The sequence below is a fragment of the Mesorhizobium sp. WSM4842 genome (assembly GCF_055901575.1).
In genome coordinates, this window is the sequence record NZ_CM148372.1 from 758,946 (window position 1) to 780,652 (window position 21,707).

Annotated in this window: 23 protein-coding genes and 1 tRNA gene; 12 read left to right on the forward strand and 12 right to left on the reverse strand. The window is 63.1% G+C overall.

Annotated features, from left to right (window positions below; genetic code table 11):
- Positions 1-86 precede the first annotated feature (86 nt).
- Positions 87-719, forward strand: a complete 633-nt coding sequence (locus tag AC0NIE_RS03535) for an HAD family hydrolase (protein WP_473488383.1) — start codon at positions 87-89, stop codon at positions 717-719.
- A 350-nt stretch (positions 720-1,069) separates the two neighbouring features.
- On the opposite strand, the gene AC0NIE_RS03540 is transcribed toward AC0NIE_RS03535, so the two are convergent.
- The 6 genes from AC0NIE_RS03540 to ureC form a co-directional block, all read right to left on the reverse strand.
- Complete coding sequence (locus AC0NIE_RS03540) at positions 1,070-1,837, reverse strand: class II aldolase and adducin N-terminal domain-containing protein (protein ID WP_123146120.1); 768 nt, start codon at positions 1,835-1,837, stop codon at positions 1,070-1,072.
- A gap of 85 nt (positions 1,838-1,922) precedes the next feature.
- On the reverse strand, positions 1,923-2,564 hold the full coding sequence (ureG, locus tag AC0NIE_RS03545) for an urease accessory protein UreG (RefSeq protein ID WP_473489431.1): 642 nt from the start codon (positions 2,562-2,564) through the stop codon (positions 1,923-1,925).
- Positions 2,561-3,001, reverse strand: a complete 441-nt coding sequence (locus tag AC0NIE_RS03550; RefSeq protein WP_473489430.1) for a DUF3995 domain-containing protein — start codon at positions 2,999-3,001, stop codon at positions 2,561-2,563. The genes ureG and AC0NIE_RS03550 overlap by 4 nt, the downstream gene beginning before the upstream one ends.
- Complete coding sequence (locus AC0NIE_RS03555) at positions 2,998-3,669, reverse strand: urease accessory protein UreF (RefSeq protein ID WP_473489429.1); 672 nt, start codon at positions 3,667-3,669, stop codon at positions 2,998-3,000. Before AC0NIE_RS03555 ends, AC0NIE_RS03550 begins: the two co-directional genes overlap by 4 nt.
- Positions 3,662-4,237, reverse strand: a complete 576-nt coding sequence (locus AC0NIE_RS03560) for an urease accessory protein UreE (protein ID WP_473489428.1) — start codon at positions 4,235-4,237, stop codon at positions 3,662-3,664. Before AC0NIE_RS03560 ends, AC0NIE_RS03555 begins: the two co-directional genes overlap by 8 nt.
- Positions 4,238-4,584: 347 nt before the next feature.
- The gene (ureC, locus tag AC0NIE_RS03565) at positions 4,585-6,297 is read right to left on the reverse strand and encodes an urease subunit alpha (protein ID WP_473489427.1); all 1,713 of its coding nucleotides are present in this window, start codon (positions 6,295-6,297) and stop codon (positions 4,585-4,587) included.
- Positions 6,298-6,475: 178 nt separating this feature from the next.
- Here ureC and AC0NIE_RS03570 point away from each other — a divergent pair, with 178 nt between their 5' ends.
- On the forward strand, positions 6,476-6,868 hold the full coding sequence (locus AC0NIE_RS03570) for a hypothetical protein (protein ID WP_473489426.1): 393 nt from the start codon (positions 6,476-6,478) through the stop codon (positions 6,866-6,868).
- A gap of 126 nt (positions 6,869-6,994) precedes the next feature.
- Complete coding sequence (locus tag AC0NIE_RS03575) at positions 6,995-7,489, forward strand: hypothetical protein (RefSeq protein ID WP_473489425.1); 495 nt, start codon at positions 6,995-6,997, stop codon at positions 7,487-7,489.
- 26 nt (positions 7,490-7,515) lie between these two features.
- Here the strand turns inward: AC0NIE_RS03575 and AC0NIE_RS03580 are convergent, their stop codons facing one another.
- The 4 genes from AC0NIE_RS03580 to AC0NIE_RS03595 form a co-directional block, all read right to left on the reverse strand.
- Positions 7,516-7,821: an urease subunit beta gene (locus tag AC0NIE_RS03580; RefSeq protein ID WP_473489424.1), complete on the reverse strand. Its 306-nt coding sequence runs from the start codon at positions 7,819-7,821 to the stop codon at positions 7,516-7,518.
- A gap of 121 nt (positions 7,822-7,942) precedes the next feature.
- Positions 7,943-8,200, reverse strand: coding sequence for a DUF1272 domain-containing protein (locus AC0NIE_RS03585; RefSeq protein ID WP_473489423.1), 258 nt, complete (start codon positions 8,198-8,200; stop codon positions 7,943-7,945).
- Positions 8,201-8,226: 26 nt separating this feature from the next.
- Positions 8,227-8,529: an urease subunit gamma gene (locus AC0NIE_RS03590; protein WP_023801505.1), complete on the reverse strand. Its 303-nt coding sequence runs from the start codon at positions 8,527-8,529 to the stop codon at positions 8,227-8,229.
- Positions 8,530-8,572: 43 nt separating this feature from the next.
- Positions 8,573-9,415 carry an urease accessory protein UreD gene (locus AC0NIE_RS03595; protein WP_473489422.1) on the reverse strand — a complete coding sequence of 281 codons (843 nt, stop codon included), beginning with the start codon at positions 9,413-9,415 and terminating at the stop codon, positions 8,573-8,575.
- 202 nt (positions 9,416-9,617) lie between these two features.
- Here AC0NIE_RS03595 and AC0NIE_RS03600 point away from each other — a divergent pair, with 202 nt between their 5' ends.
- The 4 genes from AC0NIE_RS03600 to AC0NIE_RS03615 all read left to right on the forward strand — a co-directional run bounded on the left by AC0NIE_RS03600 (position 9,618) and on the right by AC0NIE_RS03615 (position 12,361).
- Positions 9,618-9,872: an acyl carrier protein gene (locus AC0NIE_RS03600; RefSeq protein WP_292183389.1), complete on the forward strand. Its 255-nt coding sequence runs from the start codon at positions 9,618-9,620 to the stop codon at positions 9,870-9,872.
- Positions 9,873-9,876: 4 nt separating this feature from the next.
- Positions 9,877-11,085, forward strand: coding sequence for a beta-ketoacyl-[acyl-carrier-protein] synthase family protein (locus AC0NIE_RS03605; protein WP_473489421.1), 1,209 nt, complete (start codon positions 9,877-9,879; stop codon positions 11,083-11,085).
- A 90-nt stretch (positions 11,086-11,175) separates the two neighbouring features.
- Positions 11,176-11,880, forward strand: coding sequence for a glutathione S-transferase family protein (locus tag AC0NIE_RS03610; RefSeq protein ID WP_473489420.1), 705 nt, complete (start codon positions 11,176-11,178; stop codon positions 11,878-11,880).
- 115 nt (positions 11,881-11,995) lie between these two features.
- Positions 11,996-12,361, forward strand: a complete 366-nt coding sequence (locus AC0NIE_RS03615) for a hypothetical protein (protein WP_473489419.1) — start codon at positions 11,996-11,998, stop codon at positions 12,359-12,361.
- A 27-nt stretch (positions 12,362-12,388) separates the two neighbouring features.
- Here AC0NIE_RS03615 and AC0NIE_RS03620 read toward each other — a convergent pair whose 3' ends face one another.
- Positions 12,389-13,009, reverse strand: a complete 621-nt coding sequence (locus AC0NIE_RS03620; RefSeq protein WP_473489418.1) for a nucleoside triphosphate hydrolase — start codon at positions 13,007-13,009, stop codon at positions 12,389-12,391.
- 368 nt (positions 13,010-13,377) lie between these two features.
- On the reverse strand, positions 13,378-14,484 hold the full coding sequence (locus AC0NIE_RS03625; RefSeq protein WP_473489417.1) for a hypothetical protein: 1,107 nt from the start codon (positions 14,482-14,484) through the stop codon (positions 13,378-13,380).
- A gap of 427 nt (positions 14,485-14,911) precedes the next feature.
- Here AC0NIE_RS03625 and AC0NIE_RS03630 point away from each other — a divergent pair, with 427 nt between their 5' ends.
- The 5 genes from AC0NIE_RS03630 (at position 14,912) to AC0NIE_RS03650 (ending at position 21,684) form a co-directional block, all read left to right on the forward strand.
- Positions 14,912-15,799: a D-alanyl-D-alanine carboxypeptidase family protein gene (locus AC0NIE_RS03630; RefSeq protein WP_473489416.1), complete on the forward strand. Its 888-nt coding sequence runs from the start codon at positions 14,912-14,914 to the stop codon at positions 15,797-15,799.
- A gap of 398 nt (positions 15,800-16,197) precedes the next feature.
- Positions 16,198-16,274, forward strand: a tRNA-Arg gene (locus AC0NIE_RS03635).
- A gap of 314 nt (positions 16,275-16,588) precedes the next feature.
- Positions 16,589-17,479, forward strand: a complete 891-nt coding sequence (locus AC0NIE_RS03640) for a BrxR family helix-turn-helix transcriptional regulator (RefSeq protein ID WP_473489415.1) — start codon at positions 16,589-16,591, stop codon at positions 17,477-17,479.
- On the forward strand, positions 17,480-17,938 hold the full coding sequence (gene brxF / locus AC0NIE_RS03645) for a BREX-3 system P-loop-containing protein BrxF (protein WP_473489414.1): 459 nt from the start codon (positions 17,480-17,482) through the stop codon (positions 17,936-17,938).
- A 20-nt stretch (positions 17,939-17,958) separates the two neighbouring features.
- A complete protein-coding gene (locus AC0NIE_RS03650) occupies positions 17,959-21,684 on the forward strand; it encodes a DUF6079 family protein (protein ID WP_473489413.1) in 3,726 nt (1,241 codons plus the stop codon).
- Positions 21,685-21,707: the final 23 nt, after the last annotated feature.

A 21,707-nucleotide genomic window follows, 5' to 3' on the forward strand; every position in this document is an offset into this window, starting at 1 on the left:
GGCAATTCATGAACTCCGGCAATGTCGGCGCGGCGGTTTATCTCCCGACGCAAACCCTTTAAGGGATTCGGACAAAGGAGCCTCGCATGACGCCGAAAGCGGTTTTCTGGGACATGGACGGCACGCTGGTCGACAGCGAGCCATTGCACGAGGCGGCGCTGATAGCGGCGCTGCACAGCGTCGGCATCGCGGCGCCAACCAACCTGCATGAGCGGGTGCTCGGCATTGCCGCATGGCCGGTCTACGAAATGCTGCGCGACGAGTTCGGCCTCGACCTACCCTTCGACGACTGGATCGTGCGCAAATACGACCACTATCTGCCGATGGCCGAGACGCTGAAGCCGCGCCCCGGCGCGATCGAGATCTATAAAGAACTGCGCGCGCTTGGCGTGGCGCAAGCGGTGGTGTCCAATTCCGACCGGCTGGTCGTCGACGCCAATCTGCGCATGGTCGGTCTTTTCTATCCCGGCATGAAGACGATCAGCCGCAACGACGTGCGCGAAGGCAAGCCGCACGCCGAGCCCTTCCTGCGCGCGGCATGGCTGGCCGGTGTCGATCCGGCCGATGCCGTGGCCGTCGACGACAGCGTGACCGGCGCCACGGCAGGGCTGGCGGCGGGGATGAGGACGATCTTCTGGCCGGAGGCGCCCATGGAAGGGCCGCCCGGCGCGCTCATTATCAACAGCGCCGACGAATTGCGGGCTGAGCTGGGGCTTTAAGCTTGGCAAGTGGAGTGGCCGCAACCTAGACGCGCATCCTGCAACGCCGATGATTGGCGAAACCGGCGACGAGAGCGCCCTTCTCCCCGTCACTACGGCAGGGCTATCGCAGGTGGAGAGCCGAGGCTTTCGCTCTACGATGTACCCCCACCCCTAACCCCTCCCCACAAGGGGGAGGGAGACTTCCGCTGGCGCTGACCTCGGCAAATTGCCTGCCTTTCGGCGCCAAAGGGGAAGTAAGGGCGCGCGGCAGCGTTCCCTCCCCCTTGTGGGGAGGGTTAGGGTGGGGGTCCATCTTCGCAAGAATCCAAATGCGATTGCGCTGGTCACTTTACGGGGAGAAGGGGCTCTCAGTTCCGGTAAACCGGCTCCTGCTCGTCGAGGATCGCCTTCAATTCGGAAAGGTGCCGCTCGGCTTGGCCGGGATAATCTTCCTGCTCCGTTGCTGCCTTCTCGGCGATTTCGTCCGACAGGACCCGCAGCGGTCGGCCGGTCCACAGCGCCTTGATGTAGGTCTCGGCGGCGCGTTCGAAATAGAACATGCGGTTGAAGGTGTCGGCAACGGTATCGCCGATGACCAGCACGCCATGGTTGCCCATGACCATCACCTTGACCTTCGGATCGGCAAGCAGTTGCGAGCAGCGTTCGCCCTCTTCCTCGAAGGCGAGCCCGCCATAGTGGCCGTCGACGACGTGGCGGTTGAAGAAGATCGCCGAGTTCTGGTCGATCGGCGGCAGCGTCGAGTCGGCGAGCGAAGCGAGCACCGTGGCGTGGATCGAGTGCACATGCATGACGCAGCGCGCATGACGCACATTGCGGTGGATGGCGCCATGCAGGCCCCATGCCGTCGGGTCGGGCGCATTCGGGCCGGAGAGCGTATCGGGATCGTTGGCGTCGATCAGCAGCAGGTCGCTCGCCTTGATGCGTGAGAAATGCACCTGGTTGGGATTCATCAGGAATTGCGAGCCGTCATCGTTGACGGCCAGCGAAAAATGATTGGCCACCGCCTCATGCATGTTGAGCCGCGCCGTCCAGCGGAAGGCGCAAGCCAGATCGACGCGCTCCTCGTAGAAGGGCAGGTTGGTCAGCATTTCCTTCTGCAGGCGGGCGATGCTCATCGAAAACCTCCGTGAAAGAAACAAGGATGCCGCGCGCCGCAGATGCGCGCAACCGGTTTCGTTTGGTGCAGACGAGCGCTTTGCCTTACGCCGCAGTGCTTCTGGCGGCGTCGACGCGTAGCCCGCCATGCTCGACGATGAAATCGATCACCTCCTGCAGACCCCTGCCGCGCGACAGGTCGGTGAAGCCGAACGGCCGCTTGCCGCGCATGCGGGCGGCGTCGCTCTCCATGACGTCGAGATTGACGTTCACATAGGGAGCGAGATCGCTCTTGTTGATGACCAGGAAATCGGACCGGGTGATCGCCGGCCCACCCTTGCGCGGGATTTCCTCGCCCTGGCAGACCGAGATGACGTAGAGCGTCAGATCAGCGAGGTCGGGGGAAAACGTGGCGGCAAGATTGTCGCCGCCGGATTCGATGAAGACGATGTCGAGATCGGGAAATTTTTTGGTCATCTCGGCGATCGCCTGCAGATTGATCGAGGCGTCCTCGCGGATGGCGGTGTGCGGGCAGCCGCCGGTCTCGACGCCGATGATGCGATCCTCGGGCAGCGCCTGAAGCCGGGCCAGCATCATGGCGTCTTCCTTGGTGTAGATGTCGTTGGTGACGACGGCGATCGAAAACTCGTCGCGCAGCGCCTTGCAGAGTTTTTCGGTGAGCGTCGTCTTGCCGGAGCCGACGGGGCCGCCGATGCCGATGCGAAGAGGACCGTTGGCTTGTGTCATCTAGGGAACTCCGTGATGGCTAGCACTGCAAAGCCGAGCCCTATAACCAGGCAGAGCGGCGAATAATAGCTGACATCGAGCCGCGCGAAAGGCTGTTCGGGCGCCAGCCGGCGCCACCAGGGCGTGAAACCGGCAATGCCGCGCCCCAGGAAGACCAGTGCGATGAGCAGCGCTGTCGCGGCGAGCCCGGCCTTGGGAAAGGGCGTGGCAAACACGCCTTCGAGCGCCATCGGCCACAGCGTCGCCAGGCCGAGGCAGGCGGCGACGGCGAAGCTGGCGAAGGGCGCCGGCATCTCGTCGACGCCGAGGAAGCCGACCACCGCGCGGGCGCAGGAGGCAGCGTCCCTGCCCGGCCAGATCCCGCCAATACCCCAATAGACATGCAGCGCGGTGATCAGCAGCAGGACTAGCGAGAGGGCGAAAGCGAGGACGATCATGAGCGGAACAGCCGCGAATATTGCGTCTCGTGCTTCATCGCCATGACATCCGAGACGAACGCGCAGCTGCCGAGATCATCCAGCGTCGAGCCGGCAGCGCGGGCGGCGACGCTGAGCGCCAGCGGTTCGAAGCCGGCGAGCAGCGCGGTGGCGCCGGTCTGGCCGACGACGCCGAGTCGGATCCCAGCCTGGACGAGGTTGGAGAAGAAGCTCTGCAGGAAGGCCGACAGCGCGTCCTGCAGCGCGATGCCATTGCCACCGGCAGTTGCGCCGACGGCGACGCAATAGGCGCACTCGGCCGGCAGACGGTCCAGCACCTGACACGGCCATGCCGATGCTGCCTTCAGGAAGGCGGCGCCCTGCAGCATGGTCTCGGCATGGCGCTCGCGCGAGCCGGCCAAAGCCTCGGCGAGTGCGGCGATTTCGGCGAGATCGCCGGCTTGGCGGGCGCGCCGCCAGCTTTCGGCAAACAGCACGGCATCGTTCCAGCCCGAGCCCATCTCGACCAGCGTCTCCAGCCATGCGGCGAGGCTTTCGCTGTCGGCGACCAGCCCGGCATGCACGGCTTGTTCGAGACCATGGCTGTAGGAAAAACCGCCGACCGGGAAGGCAGGCGACAGCCACGCCATCAGCCGCAACAGAGCGATGTTGGAAGGCTGGTCAGTCATGGTCGTGCGAGTGGCTGTGGGAATGCGACTCCCCATGGGCGTGGGAATGCGCTTCAGCATGGCTGTGTGCATGCGCCTCGGCATGGGTATGACCGTGACTGTGCCCTGAATAGGCGCCGCGCATCGGTGCGAACGGTTCGGAAACGTCGCTCACGGTTGCACCCAGCCCTTCAAGCATCGCCTTGATGACGTGATCGCGCAGGATGAGGATGCGGTTAGCCTCGATGGCGGCGGCAAGATGCCGGTTGCCGATATGCCAGGCAAGCTCGGACAGATGGACAGGGCCGCTGGCACGGATATCGTAGAGCGGTTCCTCGGCCGCGACGATCTCGATATGACGGCCATCCTCCAGCACCAGCCGGTCGCCATCGTTCAAGGTCACCGGTTCGGGCAGGTCAACCAGCACTCTATCGCTACGGGCCGTTTCGATGGCGCGGCGGCGCAGATGCCGCTCGTCATGGGCAAGCACGGCACGATCATAGGGCGTGACCGCTCCCGCTTGGCCGGCGGCGAGCACCGAGACGGCACGCGGGAATTTGGTGAAATCGGTGCGGATGTCGAGCTTCATGTAAAAACTGCCTTTCCCAACAAGCGTAGCCTATCGCGTCCGCCGCCCCAATGGTGCTCAAACAATCGTGTCGAAGAGCCGCAGGATAAATGCTGATCTGTAGTGATCCTTCGCGCCCCCCTCTGTCCTGCCGGACATCTCCCCCACTTGGGGGGAGATCAGCCGTCACCACCGCCTTCGCGAACCGCCACTGTCGCAGAAGCGAGCGGTGCGCCCAAGCTGCCGATCTCCCCCCTTGTGGGGGAGATGTCCGGCAGGACAGAGGGGGGCGCTGTCCCTCGGCCTTCAAAGGTTCTGCACCGTCGTAACGCTCTGAGGCAACGATGCCGCCAAGGCGATGGTCGGTGTCAGAACAAAAAATACCTCTGCGCCATCGGAAGCACCGTGGCCGGTTCGCAGGTGAGCAATTCGCCGTCGGCGCGGACCTCGTAGGTTTCGGGGTCGACCTCGACGTGCGGGGTGGCGTCGTTGAGCACCATCGAATGCTTGCCGATGCCGCCGCGGGTGTTGTCGACGGCGACCATCTGCTTGTCGACGGAGAGCCTGCCGCGCAGGCCGGCATCGAGCGCGGCTTTCGAGACAAAGGTTACCGACGAGTTTGTCATCGCCTTGCCATAGGCGCCGAACATCGGCCGGTAGTGCATTGGCTGCGGCGTCGGGATCGAGGCGTTGGGATCGCCCATCGGGGCGGCGGCGATCATGCCGCCGATCAGCACCATGTCCGGCTTGACGCCGAAGAAGGCCGGGTTCCACAGCACCAGGTCGGCGCGCTTGCCGACCGCCACCGAACCGATCTCGTTGGACAGGCCATGCGCGATGGCCGGGTTGATCGTGTATTTGGCGATGTAGCGGCGGACGCGGAAATTGTCGTTGTCGCCGGTCTCCTGCGGCAGCGAACCGCGCTGGCGCTTCATCTTGTCGGCGGTCTGCCAGGTGCGGATCGCGACTTCGCCGACGCGGCCCATCGCCTGACTGTCGGACGAGATGATCGAGAAGGCGCCAATGTCGTGCAAAATGTCTTCGGCGGCGATGGTCTCCTTGCGGATGCGGCTTTCGGCAAAGGCGATGTCTTCGGGAATCGACGGCGACAGATGATGGCAGACCATCAGCATGTCGAGATGCTCGGCCAGCGTGTTGACGGTGTAGGGCCGGGTCGGATTGGTCGAGGACGGGATGACGTTGGGCAGCCCGCAAACCTTGATGATGTCAGGCGCATGGCCGCCGCCGGCGCCTTCGGTGTGGAAGGCGTGGATGGTGCGGCCCTTGATCGCCGCCACCGTGTTTTCGACAAAGCCGGATTCGTTCAGCGTGTCGGTGTGGATCATCACCTGCACGTCGTAGTTGTCGGCGACCGACAGGCAGCAGTCGATTGCCGCGGGCGTCGTGCCCCAGTCCTCGTGCAACTTAAGCGAGCAGGCACCGCCCAGCACCATCTCTTCAAGCGCGGCCGGCAAGGACGCGTTGCCCTTGCCCGACAGGCCGATGTTCATCGGGAAGGCGTCGAAGGACTGGATCATGCGCGCCAGATGCCACGGCCCCGGCGTGCAGGTCGTCGCCAGCGTGCCATGCGCCGGTCCGGTGCCGCCGCCGAGCATGGTGGTGATGCCTGACATCAGCGCTTCTTCGATCTGCTGCGGGCAGATGAAATGGATATGCGCGTCAAAGCCGCCGGCGGTGAGGATCTTGCCCTCGCCGGCGATGATCTCGGTGCCGGGACCGATGATGATGGTGACGCCGTTTTGCATGTCCGGATTGCCGGCCTTGCCGATCGCGGCGATGCGTCCGTCCTTGAGGCCGATATCGGCCTTGAAGATGCCGCCTGACGCATCAACGACCAGTGCATTGGTGATGACGGTGTCGACCGCGCCTTGCGCGCGGGATACCTGGCTTTGGCCCATGCCGTCGCGGATGACCTTGCCGCCGCCGAATTTCACCTCTTCGCCATGAAGGGTGAAATCCTTTTCGACCTCGATGAACAGTTCGGTATCGGCAAGCCTGACCTTGTCGCCGACGGTCGGGCCGTACATCTGCGCATAGGCGGCGCGGGTGATTCTAGCCATCAGCAATTGCTCCCGAAATACGGCCCAAAACATAGCCGGTCGAAGCCCGGCCCCACATTGTCGCCATCCTATGGTCACGCAATGACCCGCTGAGCGACACCTTCCGATCCCATTTAACGTTTGAGGTGGCCGGGTCACCCCAAAACGACCGTCTGCCAATCGATGGAAAGGAAGATCCATGCGCAAAACGATAAGTCTCGCAGCCGCCGCCACCCTCCTGCTCGCGACCGCTGCCAGCGCCCAGCAACAGCCGGCGCCGCAACCCGGCGAGCCGCCGGCTTCGCCCGCCCCCGCGGCGCCCGGCGCTCAGCCGGCTCAGCCGGAAGTTCCGGCGATTCAGACCGTCAACGTCGTCGACATCGAGGAACTGCCCAAGGAAACGCAGACGAAGGTCAACGAAGTGATCGCCAAGCGCGGCGAGGACGGCCTGCAGAAATTGCGCAGCTCGATTGACGCGACCCCGCAGGTCAAATCCGCGCTCGAAGCCAAAGGACTCACCTCGGCGCAAGTGATCGCCGCCAGCATGGACGCCAACGGCTCGCTGACCTTGATCACCAAGAAAGCGAGCTGACGATGCGCTGTGGCGGGCCGGCACAAGGTCGGCCTGCCGCATCGGGGAGGGAACCTTCGCAGGGCGGAATACGTTTCGACTTTTTGGCGTAGAAGCGAGTCTCGAAAGAGGCTCTGAGAGCGAGCGATGGCGATCACCACCTTCCCCGACACCAGATGGCTGCATTTGATTGCCGCAACTGCGTTTCTCGCGGCGAGCATTCCCCAGGCGGCGCTGAATGCGCAGGGCCTTGAAGGCCCTGATACGGTCAACAAGATCATCGGCTCGGAGGTCGGCCAGGAAGAGACCAACACGGCTGTGGAAGCCGGCAAAGTCGCCACGGCGATCGACCGGACGCGTGAAAACATCGGCACGGTGCGCAAGACATCCAAGCTCGACAAAGTCGATATCGTGTTCCTCACCGACGCCGCGCGCACGGAAGGCGGTCTGCCGCCGGCGATAGAAAGCAAGGTCGAACAGCATCAGGACGACATTGCGGAACTGCGCCAGGAGATCGAGGCGAACGCATTGCTGTTCAACGCCATCGACTCTCGACGCGTGCTGACCGAAGACGTTCTCGCCGTGGAATTCGACGATCCTGGAAGGGTCGTCATCTACGCGGCGGCCAAGCCGCCCAGCTGAGCCGAAACTGCTCGACGCCTTGGATCTCACAGCGCGCCCATGATCTTCTGCTGGAACCCGTAGACCTCGCGCTTGCCGCCGAGCGGCACTAAGGTGACGTCGCGCTCCTGGCCGGGCTCGAAGCGCATCGCCGTGCCGGCGGCGATGTCGAGGCGCATGCCCCGCGCCATGTCGCGATCGAATTTCAGCCCCTCATTGGTCTCGAAGAAGTGGTAGTGGCTGCCGACCTGGATCGGCCGGTCGCCGCTGTTGGCCACTTTCATGGTGACGGTCGGCTGGCCCTTGTTGAGTTCGATCTCGCCGCCTGCCGTGATGATTTCGCCCGGGATCATCGCCAGCCTCACAAGACGCCGAAGGCGAGGCCGGCGGCGAAAAGCAGGATCGCCGAGAGCGACGTGCGTTTGATCGTTGCGGGGACCATCGGTATGCCTTTTCGTTGTCAGGATCGTGCCGTCACGCGGCGTTGCGGGCCGGGCCGCAGCCTTCGGCCTTGCGGACGCGCTTTGTCGAGGCGGGATGTTTCGTCAGCATCGCTGCCGGGCGGATCGGGCGCGGTGCGAAATCACCGCCGCAGTTTGGACAAACGCCGCCCAGCACATGTTCCACGCACTCGGCGCAGAAGGTACACTCGAAGGTGCAGATCAGCGCATCCGCCGCCTCAGGCGGCAGGTCCTTGTCGCAGCATTCGCAGTTGGGGCGCAGTTCAAGCATCTTTTCTCTCCTCACCTTATCGGCCCTCACCTTATCGGCTCATGCACGGTCACCAGCTTGGTGCCGTCGGGAAACGTCGCCTCGACCTGGACGTCGTGGATCATCTCGGCGATGCCCTCCATCACCTGCGCGCGGGTGACGACATGGGCGCCGGCCTCCATCAGCTCGGCGACCTGGCGGCCGTCGCGGGCGCCCTCGACGACGAAATCGGTGATCAGCGCGATCGCCTCCGGGTGATTGAGCTTGACGCCGCGTTCGAGCCGCTTGCGCGCCACAATCGCCGCCATGGCGATGAGCAGCTTGTCCTTTTCCCTTGGCGTCAGGTTCATGCGTTTCCCTAAGATAGCGTAAATTGCAATGACATAATCGGAATCAGAGTGACCATAATTTGGGCAGACCCGCCCGTGTGTTGAGCAATTCGACGAGCGGAACCAGCCGCTTGCGGAGCTGGTAGCCGTCCTCGGCAAACAGCCTCGCAAGAAGCTTGCCAGATTTCTTCACGCTCCAGACGCTGGCGTCGCCCTGGCCGCCGATGATGTCCCGGGCCGGATCGAGCAAAGCCTCCACCCGCGGCGAGATCATCAGCACCGTCGCCATGGCGATGGCGCCGCCGGCCACGGCCGAACGGCCCAGAATGGCCGCAATGCCGGGCCCGATGCGGAAATCCTCGGCATGAACAAGCGCTCCGTCCTGGCTGATGCGCCAGCGGTCGTGGAAGCTGCCATGCGCCGCGCGTTCGCCCATGGCGAGGCGGCCGAAGACGGTCGCCTCGAGCACCAGCGCCTCGGCACCGGCGGCAAGCTCCAGGTCGAGCCTGCGGGCAAAGGCCGATCGATCGAAGACGATGGTTTCCTGCGGCAGCCAGGCGATGCGGCCACCGGCGCCGACCGTCAGCTTCACCCGCACCTCGGCACGATCGGACGCGGCGCGGTAGACCTTCTCGCAGGCCTGGGTGGTTATGGTGGCGGAGGCGCCGGCGCCGACATCGACCTCCCAGCCGAGGCGGTCGCCGCCGGTCAGCCCGCCGGCGGTGTTGATCAGGACGGCTTCGAGCGGATCGGCCGAGACGGCCGGCATGCGGATCTTGGCGGAACCATCCTGATAAAGCCGCCGAAGACGCGTGCGGCCGCCATTCCTGTCACAGCCGAGCTGCGCCGTTCCGGCGACGCGCTGGGCCGGCGGCACAAAGGTCAGGCCACGTTCGATGATATCCACGGCGCCAACTTAAGCACTCAGCCGGCTTTGTCGACATATAGCTTGTTGCTTGACAACGTTTCGGTTTCTATAGAGGAGCCGTCTTGGTACGGTCACGCAGCGCCTGGCGGGATAAAAGGCGATGATGACGATTTGAGCCTGGGGAAAAAGAGGCGCCGATCAGTTGGCGTCGAGAAACGACAAGGGTTGGGGAAGGAACCGAATGGCTGACCAGCTGGCAACGGACATCATCGCGAAGATCAAGGCTCATGCCGAGCCCGGTGGTGATGAAATCACCACCAGCACCGAACTGACCTCACTTGGCATTCATTCGCTGGAACTGACGGAGATCATCTTCGACCTCGAGGAACAGTATGGCATCGAGATCGAGATGAACACGGTCGATGCCTGGAGCAACCTGAAGAACGTCGGCGACATGGTCGAGGCGGTTCGCGCGCTGATCGCGAAAAAAGCCTGACTGAATGCACAAGCGCGTCGTCATTACCGGCATCGGCGGCATATGCGGGCTCGGCACCAATGTGCCCGCGATCTGGGGCGAGATGCGCGCCGGCCGCTCGGCCATCGGCCCGATCGTCAATTCGGAGCTGCATGACCTGAAAATCAGGGTCGGCTGCGAAATCAGGACGCTTCCCGATCACGGCATCGACCGCAAGCAGGTCGTCTCGATGGACCGCTTCAGCCTTTTGGCGACGATCGCCGCGCGGGAGGCCGCGCAACAAGCCGGGCTGAACCCGCACGCGGCCAACACTTACCGGATGGGCGCCATCGTCGGCGTCGGCGTCTGCGGCTGGGAGGCGATCGAAGAGAGCTATCGCGCCATCCTGCTCGAAGGCAAGAACCGCACCGGCATCTTCACCGTGCCGAAAGTGATGCCGGGCGCTGCGGCCGGTCATGTCAGCATGAATCTCGGCCTGCGCGGGCCGGTCTTCGGCATCACCTCGGCCTGCGCCTCGTCCAACCACGCCATTGCCTCGGCGGTCGACCAGATCAGGCTCGGCCGCGCCGATGTCATGCTCGCCGGCGGCACCGATGCGCCGCTGGTCTGGGGCATCCTGAAAGGCTGGGAGGCGCTGCGGGTGCTGGCGCCCGACACCTGCCGGCCGTTTTCGGCCGATCGCCAGGGCCTGGTGCTCGGTGAGGGCGCCGGCATGGTTGTGCTGGAAACCTACGAGCATGCCATGGCGCGCGGCGCTGCGATTCTTGCCGAAATTGCCGGCGCCGGCCTTTCCGGCGATGCCTCCGACATCGTCGCGCCGACCATCGAAGGGCCGGAGGCGGCGATGCGCTTCTGCCTCGTCGATGCCAGGCTCAACCCGGAAGACATCGATTATATCAACGCGCATGGCACCGGCACCAAGGCCAACGACCAGATCGAGACGGCGGCGATCAAGCGCGTCTTCGGCGATCATGCCCACAGGCTTTCGATCTCCTCGACCAAATCGATGCACGCCCACTGCCTCGGCGCGTCGGGCGCGCTGGAGCTGATCGCCTGCGTTATGGCGATCCGCGAAGGCATCGTGCCGCCGACGGCCAATTTTCGCGAAACCGACGCCGATTGCGATCTCGACATCACGCCGAATGTGGCGCGCGAGCGCAAGGTGCGCGCGGCGATCAGCAATGGCTTCGCCTTCGGCGGCACCAATGCGGTGCTGGCGTTCAAGGCGGTCTGACCGCAACCGGATCATCCAGATACGGCGACACTTGTTGCCACTCGCCACGACCGCGCGATTGCGCGCGAAAAAATCCGCCCAGGAGTTTCGATGACCGACCTGTCCGCCTTTCCGATCGCCACGCGCTGGCCGGCCAGCCATCCCGACCGCATCCAGCTCTATTCGTACCCGACGCCGAACGGGGTGAAGGTGTCGATCGCGCTGGAGGAACTCGGCCTGCTATACGAGGCGCATGCGGTGAACATCGGCAAGAACGAGAGCTGGACGCCGGAATTCCTGTCGCTGAACCCCAACGGCAAGATTCCGGCGATGATCGATCCGGACGGCCCGGGCGGCAAGCCGATCGGGCTGTTCGAATCCGGCGCCATCCTGCTCTACCTCTCCGACAAGACCGGCAAGCTGGTTCCGGCCGACCCGGTGCGGCGTTACGAAACGATCCAGTGGGTGTTCTTCCAGATGGCCTCGATCGGGCCGATGTTCGGGCAGGTCGGCTTCTTCCACAAATTCGCCGGACGCGAGATCGCCGACAAGCGGCCGCTGGCGCGCTATCGCGACGAATCGCGGCGGCTGATCGGTGTGCTCGAGACGAGGCTGAAGGGCCGCAGCTGGATCATGGACGACGATTACACCATCGCCGATATCTCGATGCTGGGCTGGGTGCGCAATTTGATTGGTTTTTACGAAGCAAGAGAGCTGGTTGGCTTCGACGACTTTCGCAATGTCGCGGCATGGCTGGAACGCGGCCTTGCCCGCCCGGCGGTGCAAAAGGGCCTCACCATCCCCGCTCGCGGCTGATCAAACCGACCGTAGCGCTGAAACTCGGCCTATTTCGCCTTGGCTTTGGATCTAGCGCCGGCCTTGGCCATGGCTGCCTTTGCCCATGACGGAAGCGGCAAGGGACTTAGCGCTCTTGGCCGCGGCGACAACCGCGCCGGCCGCAACATTGGCCGTTGCCTTCACGGTGCGCATTGCGCTGTCTGCCATCGAGCCGCCATTTGCCGATTTCCTGCGTTTGGCCGGTTTTGCCGTGGTCTTGGCTGCGGCGGGCATCACCTTCTTCGGTGCTGCCTTGCCAAAGGTGCGCTTAGTCGCATCCTTGGAGCGGGCGGCGACCGCCGGGCCAGCGCCGGTCTTGGATTCAGTTGCCTTTGATCGAGTTGCCCTGCCCTTGCCGGGCGCAGGCTTTCTTGCTTTGGTTGCCATCGGAGTTGCCATCGGACAGTTTCCTCATGTCAGCATCATTGCCGTATCTGCCATAACGGCCGGAAAGTCCTAAGGTTCCAGGCGCGGGCTGTCCTGCAAATCAGGCGTGATCGCCGATCACCAGATCGGCAGGGCGGCGGCGGGCAAGCACGCGGTCGATGTTGGGCATGTCGTTGTAGGCGATCCAGGCGCGGGCGTCCTCGTCGGAGCGGCCATGCTCATGCCATCGCTCCAACAGCCGGCGCTCGAGCTCGGCGCGCGGCACATCGACGAAGATCGAGAAATCGAACAGCGGCGCCAGCCGCGACCAGGGTTCCTCGTCAAGCAGCAGGTAATTGCCTTCGACCAGGATGAACTTGGTGTCGGCGGCGATGATCGAAGCGGCAGCGCGAGAGAGCTCCATGCTGCGGTCGAACACCGGAATGGCGATGTCGGGCTCGGCCGCGCGGATGCGCTTCAGCAAGGTTTCGAAGCCGGCAAAGTCAAAGGTCTCCGGAGCGCCCTTTCGCGCGCGCAGGCCGCGCTGCTCGAGCACGGCATCGTCGTAATGGAAGCCATCCATCGGCACGATTTCGGCCGCCCCTTCCGGCAGCAGCTCATGCAGGCGGGCCGAAAGCGTCGACTTGCCGGCGCCCGGAGGACCGGCGATGGCAACGACAAAGCGCCGCGCCTTGCCGGCGCGCTTGAAGATGGTGGCGGCGAGATGAGCAGTCTCGGACATCGGAGCCTTTCTGGCTGGGTGTTTTGGATCGCATCTTGGCGATAGTTCGCGGGAATTTCAAACGCGGGAATGGCGTTGCCCAGGGTAGTCGCTTCAGTAGTGATCTCTTGCTACTTGTGTTGAAGACCGACCAATTGTCGAGGTCGACGCCGCTGCCCCCTCATCCGGCCGCTTCGCGGCCACCTTCTCCCCGTTGGGGAGAAGAGAGAAGCGTCGGCGCTGGCGATCTCCTCTCCCCTCGGGGAGAGGTCGGATTGCCCCGAATTGCCCTTTGCAATTCGGTTGGCAATCCGGGTGAGGGGGCAGCGCCAACGCTCGCAATAGGAGGGCTAACTCCAACCGGAAGCGCCGCCCACGACACAGCCCAATCAGGCGGGCACGGATCGGCCAATCCGCAGGAAATCGCCGTCGAAAGGTACGTCCCGCATCGAACCGTCGGCAGCCGTGAGGCGCATTTGCCCCTGTTCGGTGGCGATGTCGCGCGGCGGCTCGCCGCCAGATAAGGGCAGTGCCCCGATGACGTGGCGGAACGAGACGTTGCGGCCTTCGCCAAGGGCAAAGGCGGTCGCCACCCCTTCCCGCTTCAGCCAGTTGTCACCCAGCGACGCGGCATGGCCGAGCGCGGTGCGGCCGTCCTCGATGCCGAGCACGCCGCGATGGCGGCCGCTCCACGGCGCGTAGTCGCGCCCGCCATTGCTGATCCACAGCATGGTGACCGGCAGTTCGGCCGGGTTCTTCAGCACCACAACGAGATCGGCTTCCGCCTTTCGCGCCAGCGCGGTCCAGCCGGGCCCGCCATGGTCGGCCTCGACCAGCGTGACAAAATCCTCTCGGCTCTGGTCCATGCGATAGTCAGTCAAATCAAGCGTGCCGCCATCTGCGGCGGGAAAACGCGTCAGGTCGGCGGAGCGCGCGGGATAGGCGAAGCGGAAACGGCCGCGGGCCGGATCGGGCTCGAGCGGGTCGTCCGGCGTTGCCGCAAACCGCTTCGGCGAAAAGGCGAGCTTGCCGTCGTCCTTCATCACCGTCATCGGATGATGGGCGACGGAAATCGCGCCCGAACCGCCGGAAAAGACATGCTCCTGGTAGAGAAAGGGATGATCGTCGCGCAGGGTCAGGATTTTCTCGACCGTGGCGCCCATAACCTTGTGCTGCAGCCTGAAAACGGCCCGCCAGCCATCGGCAGTCGCCTCGGAGGCGACGACATCCCAGCGGCTGTTGGCCGGCCAGCCATGCAGGGGTGCTTCCTCGACATCGCTGCGCGAAAACGGCGCGCAGAGAAAATCGCCGGACAGGCGAACGGTGCCCTCGGGCAGGTCTTGCGACAGCGTCTCGCGCGGCTCGTCGATCCACGGCGCGCGATGCAGCGGTTTTAGCCGGCGCCCGTCGATATCGACCGTCATGTCGGCGAGATGGCCGACGGTGAGATCGACCGTTACCGAAATGCCCTTTGCCTTGATCGTGAGCGTATCCATGGCGCACCTGCTGATTCTGCCGGCGCCAGCAAACCCGCTCGGTGCCGGTTGCGCAAGCTGGGTGATGGGCATTTCATGTCAGGCCGGAACTCCATGTGGAGCTCAATTGTCGATCGTCGGCGTTGCCCCTCATCGCCCTGCCGGGCACTTCTCCCCGTATAGTGACGGGGAGAAGGGGCTGGCCGCAACGCCGGCGGCCATGCAAACGCCGGTGATTGGCGAAACCGTTGATGATAGCGCCCCTCTCCCCGTTCTACGGGGAGAGGATGCCGGCAGGCAGGTGAGGGGCAGCGCCAACGCCCGGGGGGCGAATTCAAACCTGAAGCGATTACCCTGAAGACCGGTGTTAACGAAATAGACGGCGCCATTGGGTTACGCTAGTTTCCCACTCGTTTCAGCAACAGCTTACCTTCAGAACAGATCCACCTTGTCCCACCCGCGCCTCTTTCCGTTCATCCAAAGATTTGTCGCGGCGCTGGCGCTGCTGGTGCTCGTCGCCGGCTGCGCGACGACGCCGACGGAGACCATGCTGGCGGTGCCGGCGCCGGCGCAGAAATATGCGGCTGTTGTCATCGATGGCAGCACCGGCAAGACGCTGTTCGAGGCCAATTCGACGGCGCCGCGCTATCCGGCGTCGCTGACCAAGATGATGACGCTCTACCTGCTGTTCGAGGCGCTGGATCAGGGCCGCGTCAGCAAGACGACGCTGATCCCCATCTCGGACAACGCCGCCAGGCAGCCGCCGACCAAGCTGCGCTTCAGGCGCGGCGAGACGATCGATGTCGAATCGGCGATCCGGGCGATCACCGTCAAATCGGCCAATGACGTGGCGGTCGCCGTCGCCGAATATCTCGGCGGCAGCGAACAGGCGTTTGCCGCGATGATGACAGCCAAAGCGCGCCAGATCGGCATGCGCAGCACCGTCTTCCGCAACGCGTCGGGCCTGCCGGACGCCGGCCAGCTGACGACGGCGCGCGACATGGCGGTGCTCGGCACGGCGCTGCGCGCCCGCTTCCCGCAGCATTTCCACTATTTCTCCGAAAGCGACTTCATGTTCCGGGGCAGGGTGGTGCGCGGCCACAACGACATGCTCGGCCGCGTCCGCGGCGTCAACGGCATCAAGACAGGCTATATCAGAGCCTCAGGCTTCAACATCGTCACCTCCTACGATGCCGACGGCCGCCGGCTCATCCTCGTGGTGATGGGCGCCGACAGCGCACGCCAGCGCAACGACCACGTCGAGGCGCTGATCCAGCGCAACCTGTCGCCGGCGTCGAACACGACGACAAGGTTGCTGCATGCCGGGGAGCAGTGAGGGGTGGCGTTTGGCAGTGACGGGGGCGAGCTGGTGATCGGCGGTTTCAACTTGACGGGTGACGGCAATTATGCTAGGAATTTATTCGTAGTGCTGATTGCGCCAACGACCCGCCCGCTGATGCGGGTTTTTCATTTTAGGCTTCGGCGCCAATCTTCATAGGTCCGACAAAACCGCAGGTTTGCCGGCCTGCGGGCCTGCTTCTGGCACTTTCGAGGGTCATGGCAGGCTCCAGTTCGCGGGCCTCCGTGGAATGAGCGATCGGAAAAATGCGTTATTCCGAGTTCGCAGCCTTGCCGCCGCCCACTTGCCCGTTGAAGGCTACGCCGGCTTCCGCTAAGAAGCCGTGGCCGGCCGGTTTACCGGCTGGTTCGTTTTCCGGATCGTCGATCCTGAAGGCACCCGTAGCTCAGCTGGATAGAGCGCTGCCCTCCGAAGGCAGAGGTCACAGGTTCGAATCCTGTCGGGTGCGCCAATGTCAGATATGTCCCGCCACCTCACGCAACATCAGCTCACCCTGCGCCAGCACAGTTTGGACTGCCTCTGCTCCAAGTCGGGCGGGTAGCCACCTTGGAGCCGCCAGCACGATCGCGAGCAGCGTCCAGAATCTCAACATGGGGTCATGGTCTCCATGACGGGCGCCGGGAGCCTTCTCTCCCAATCCTTAACCCTTCACGGAAAACCAGATCCACACTCTCACTGTCTATCTTGACCCACCAAAGGGGATGGGCATAGAAACTCGATGGATCGCGTAGATACGCGTGGGCAGTGCGCTTGTTAGGGGGCAGAGTGGGGCAAGGGGGCGCGAGCCTGAAATGGGGCGTTGAGCGTCGGCTCGAATTTATCGAGTTTCGGCTGTTCTGGGATGGCGGCGTCAATCGCGCCGACATCGTCAACATGTTCGACGTATCGGTCCCACAGGCATCGAAGGATCTAACGCTCTACCAAGAGCGTGCCCAGCACAACGCCGTCTACGACAAGAGCGCGAAACGCTATATCGCGAGCGATCAATTCCAGCCCTGCTTTTTGAAGCCGGACTCCGCCGCGTATCTGAACCAACTTCGGTCAGTGGCCGAGGGAATTTTGGACCAGTCCCATGCGTGGATCGGGCAGTTTCCGCTCTATGACGCGACGCCCACGCCGGCGCGGGGCGTGAGGACCGGGACCCTGCGTTCTGTTATCGCGGCCATTCGGTTGTCGAACGCGATTGAGGTTAAATACCAGTCCCTCTCGCGGCCCGAGCCTCAATGGCGCTGGATTGCGCCGCATGCGATCGGATTCGACGGCTTTCGGTGGCACGTGCGCGCTTTCTGCGAGATCGATGAGGCGTTCAAGGATTTCGTGCTCTCGCGGATTATGGAGACGCGCGGGACGCGGCCGAGCGATGTGAAGCCGGAAGACGATGCCGACTGGTGCGAGCTGGTCACGCTCGAAATTGGCCCGCATCCGGAGCTGTCGGAGACTCAGCAAAAGGTGATCGCGCTTGACTACGGGATGCGAGGCCGCAAGGCGAAGATCACCGTGCGAAAGGCGCTGCTTTACTACACGCGGAAGCGGCTGGGACTCGACACGGATCCGGCAGCGCGTCGGCCACAGGACCAGCAAATCGTGCTCCTAAACGCTGGTGCGTTACCCTGCGCTCTATCCGCTGACGGCTCTTCATCGGTGATCGAGGGATAGATGCTTGAAGCCTTGAACCAGCGAGTTGACGATGTCGCGAGCCTCAACAGCAAGCTGATCATTGTGATTGGTCCGCCCCGATCTGGGAAGACCAGACTGCTGAATGCTTTGGCGAAGCAGCGGCAGGTCGGTGCGGTCAACGTCGGAGTGGTGCTGGGCCACCTGTTGCTGGAGGTTCCGGGGACTCGTCGGCACGCTGAGGCGGGTGGCCTGTTTAAGGACGTAGCCGCTGCTCACGCAGCAGATGGGCTCGTCCTGCTCGACAATATCGAGCTGCTGTTCGATCGGTCCCTGCAGCTCAACCCGCTCGATCTGTTGAAGCGACAGGCGCACGTACGTCGGGTCGTGGCTGTCTGGCCCGGCGAATTCAACGGCAGTCGGCTCACCTACGCGGTGCGGGGGCATCCAGAATATCAGGACTGTGGCGTCGATGGCCTGGTCCCGTTCAAGACCAATTGATGGGGGAAGGCGAGTTTTCGATGCGTTACAGCGATCTAATTCAGTTTGAGCCGATTGAGTCGGTGATCCAGCTTCTGGACGCCAACCGTCCGGACGAGGCCAAGAAGCTCGTCGCGACCTACGTTATTTCCAACGACATGGCCGAGAGGATCGGCAAGCAGATCATCCCGCAGCTCTCCTTCGACGAGTCGGTCGACCACAAAGGTGTTCTGATCGTTGGCAACTACGGCACAGGTAAATCGCACCTGATGTCTGTTCTTTCGTTGGTGGCGGAGGATGCCGCCTACGTGCCGATGATCCGCCATCCCAAGGTAGCCGAAGCTGCCAACGCTATCGCGGGAAAGTTCAAAGTCCACCGGATCGAGATCTCCAGCCAGATGTCGTTACGGGATATCATCACGCAGCAGCTGGAGCTTTTTCTCGAAAGGCAGGGCGTCAGCTTCTCCTTCCCCCCGGCCGACAAGGTTGTCAGCAATAAGCCAGCCTTCGAGGAGATGATGGCTGCGTTCGCCGATGTCCATCCGAACCAGGGCGTGCTGCTCGTCGTCGATGAGTTCCTCGAGTATCTTCGGTCCCGCAAGGATCATGATCTGATCCTGGACCTTTCGTTCCTGCGCGAAATCGGAGAAGTGACGAAGCATTTGCGATTCCGTTTCGTGGCCGGTGTTCAGGAGGCGATCTTCGATAGCAGCCGCTTCCAGCACGTCGCCGACAGCCTGCGGCGCGTTCAGGAGCGGTTCGCCCAGGTGCTGCTGGCGCGGCAGGACGTTAGCTTCGTGGTCGCCGAGAGACTGCTCAAAAAGTCGGCCGATCAACAGAACAAGATCCGGACGCATCTCACATCATTCGCCAAATTCTATGGCTCGATGAATGAACGGATGGACGAGTACGTCAGGTTGTTCCCCGTCCATCCAGAATATATCAGCACATTCGAGCGCTTGATCTTCACGGAGAAGCGTGGCGCGCTGGTGACGCTGCGAGACCAAATCCAGGCCATCCTCAACGATGAGGTGCCGACCGACCGGCCCGGCTTGATCGGCTATGACAAGTTCTGGGACACGGTGATGTCGAATTCAGTGCTGCGCGCCGACCCCAACATCGGGCCGGTTCTCAAGGTATCAGAGATCTTGGCCGAGCGCGTTCAGAAGGCCTTTACGCGTCCTTCGTACCGCCCGATGGCGCTACGCATTGTCAATGGCCTCTCCGTCTATAGGCTCACGACGGGAGGCGACATATACGTTCCGATCGGGCCGACGGCCGAGGAGCTGCGCGACACGTTGTGTCTCTATCAGCCGGGCATCGAGGATATGGGTGGTGAGCCGGCCACCGATCTCCTCTCGCTCGTGCAAACAGTGCTACGCGAAACGATCAAGACCGTGAACGGCCAGTTCATCTCGAAGACGCCCGATACCGAGCAGTACTATCTCGATCTGAAGAAGGACGTCGATTACGACGCCCAGATTGAAAAGCGTGCGGAGGCCTTGTCGGATGATGCCCTCGACCGTGCCTATTACGGCGCGATCCGCCAGCTGATGGAGCGTACCGACGACACTGCTTACGTCACAGGCCATCAAATCTGGCAGTATCAGATCGAGTGGCAGGACCGGCGCGTCGAGCGCAACGGCTATCTTTTCTTCGGCGCGCCGAACGACCGACCAACGGCTCAGCCCGAGCGGGATTTCTACATCTACTTCATCCAGCCATTCGAACCGCCGCGGTTCCGCGACGAAACCAAGCCTGACGAAGTGTTCCTCAGGCTAAAGGGATTGGACGAATCCTTCAAGCGTCACTTGTCCTTCTATGCGGCCGCTCAGGATCTCGCTTCGACTGCCAGCGGCGGCGCCAAGTCCACCTATCTCGACAAGGTGAACGACGCCCTGCGTGACATGAGAAAATGGCTGCAAGAGAAGCAGATGACCGCTTACGAGGTCACCTATCAGGGCAAGACCAAGACTCTGCAGGAATGGACCAAGGGAGTCTCGCTCCGCGACAAGGCCCGGCTCGGGCCGGATGACCGGATCAATTTCCGCGATGTCGTGAACGTCATCTCCGGCCTGGCGCTCAACAACCAGTTCGCCGAGGTCTCACCCGAATATCCGACATTCTCGGCGCTGGTCACGGAATCCAACCGCAAGCAGCTCGTGGCGAATGCGCTGAAGTCGTTGGCTGGTGGCACGCGGACCAAGGACGCCATTGGGATTCTAGACGCCCTGGAGATGTTGGATGGCGATCGCGTGGATCCCACGCGATCGCGTTACGCGCGGGAGGTGCTATCCCGTCTGAAGGGCAAGGGGCATGGCCAGGTTCTCAACCGCAGCGAACTGCTGAGCGGGACAAGTGACGTCGAACATTTCGCGCCTCTCAAATATCGCCTAGAGCCGGATCTGCTGGTCACAGTGCTCGGCGGGCTCGTCCATTCCGGTGACATCGTCTTGGCGATCACCGGCGACAAGATCGACTCCGGCAAGGTCACACTGCTCTCCGAGCGGCCGCTGGATGACCTGAGGCAGTTCAAGCACGTCGAGGCGCCCAAGGAGATCAACGTCGCCGTTCTGCGCTCGCTGTTCGAATTGCTCGGGCTCTCCCCGGGGCTGGCGCAGCTGGCGACACAGGGCTCCGAAGAGCCCGTCAAGCAGCTGATGGAAGCCGTAGGCGGACTGGTCCGGCGGGTGCTTCATGCCACCACGGATATGCAGGGCCGGCTCAGCTTCTGGGGGCAGCCGCTGCTTCGAGAGGATGAAATTCGGGAATGGCGCAGCCGTTTGGAGGCCTTGAAGGCCTTCACGGAGAGCCTGTCGCCCTACAACACGGTGGGCAAGCTCAAGAATCTGCGCATCGGCTCGGACGAAATCGACGCGCAGAAAAAGAACCTTGAGGCCCTCGTCGCTGTCGAGCGGATGCTGGAGATGGTCGCCGAACTCGGCGGCACGGCGAGCTACCTGTCGCAAGCCGAAATGGTGCTCTCGCCCGAACACCCATGGGCCAAGCGGGCGGAAGCCACGCGGAGGGAGGTCTTCGATAAACTCGCGCAGGACCGGACCGCTCAGAAGGGCGCCGAGTATCGTCAGACGCTGGCCCAGCTGAAGAAGGATTACGTCAATGCCTACGTTGCCCAGCACAGCAAGGCCCGCTTGGGTGTCGCGGAGGACAAGACTAAGACGTCGCTGAGGAAGGATCCGCGGCTCGTGGCAATGCGCGCGCTGGCCGGGATCTCGCTGATGCCGACCAGTCAACTGACGAGCTTCGACGACAAGCTGGACAAGCTGAAGAGCTGCGCCGCGCTGATGGAATCGGAGCTCTCCGCCAGCCCGGTCTGTCCCCACTGCCAGTACCGACCTTCCAATGAGCAGGGCGATCTGTTGCCCGCCGCCAATGTGCTGAAGCAGCTCGACGAGGAACTCGACAAGCTGTTGGAGAACTGGGTTCAGACGCTGGTGGGGAACCTCGAGGACCCGATCATCCAGTCGAACTTCGAGCTTCTCAAGGCATCGTCCCGAATGATCGTGACGGGCTTCGCAGAGAAGAAGACGCTTCCAGACATAGTGACTCCTGAATTCGTGGCGGCGGTTCAGGAAGCGCTGTCGGATCTCGAGAAGATCAATGTAACGGGCGACGATATCAAGGCGGCCTTGCTCCAAGGTGGGTCGCCAGCGACGCCGGACGATCTGCGCAAGCGCTTTGAGACATTTCTAAACGATCGCTGCAAGGGCCGGGACACCACAAAGCTTCGCTTTGTGGTGGAGTGATCCGTCATGGCCGCCTGCAGCCA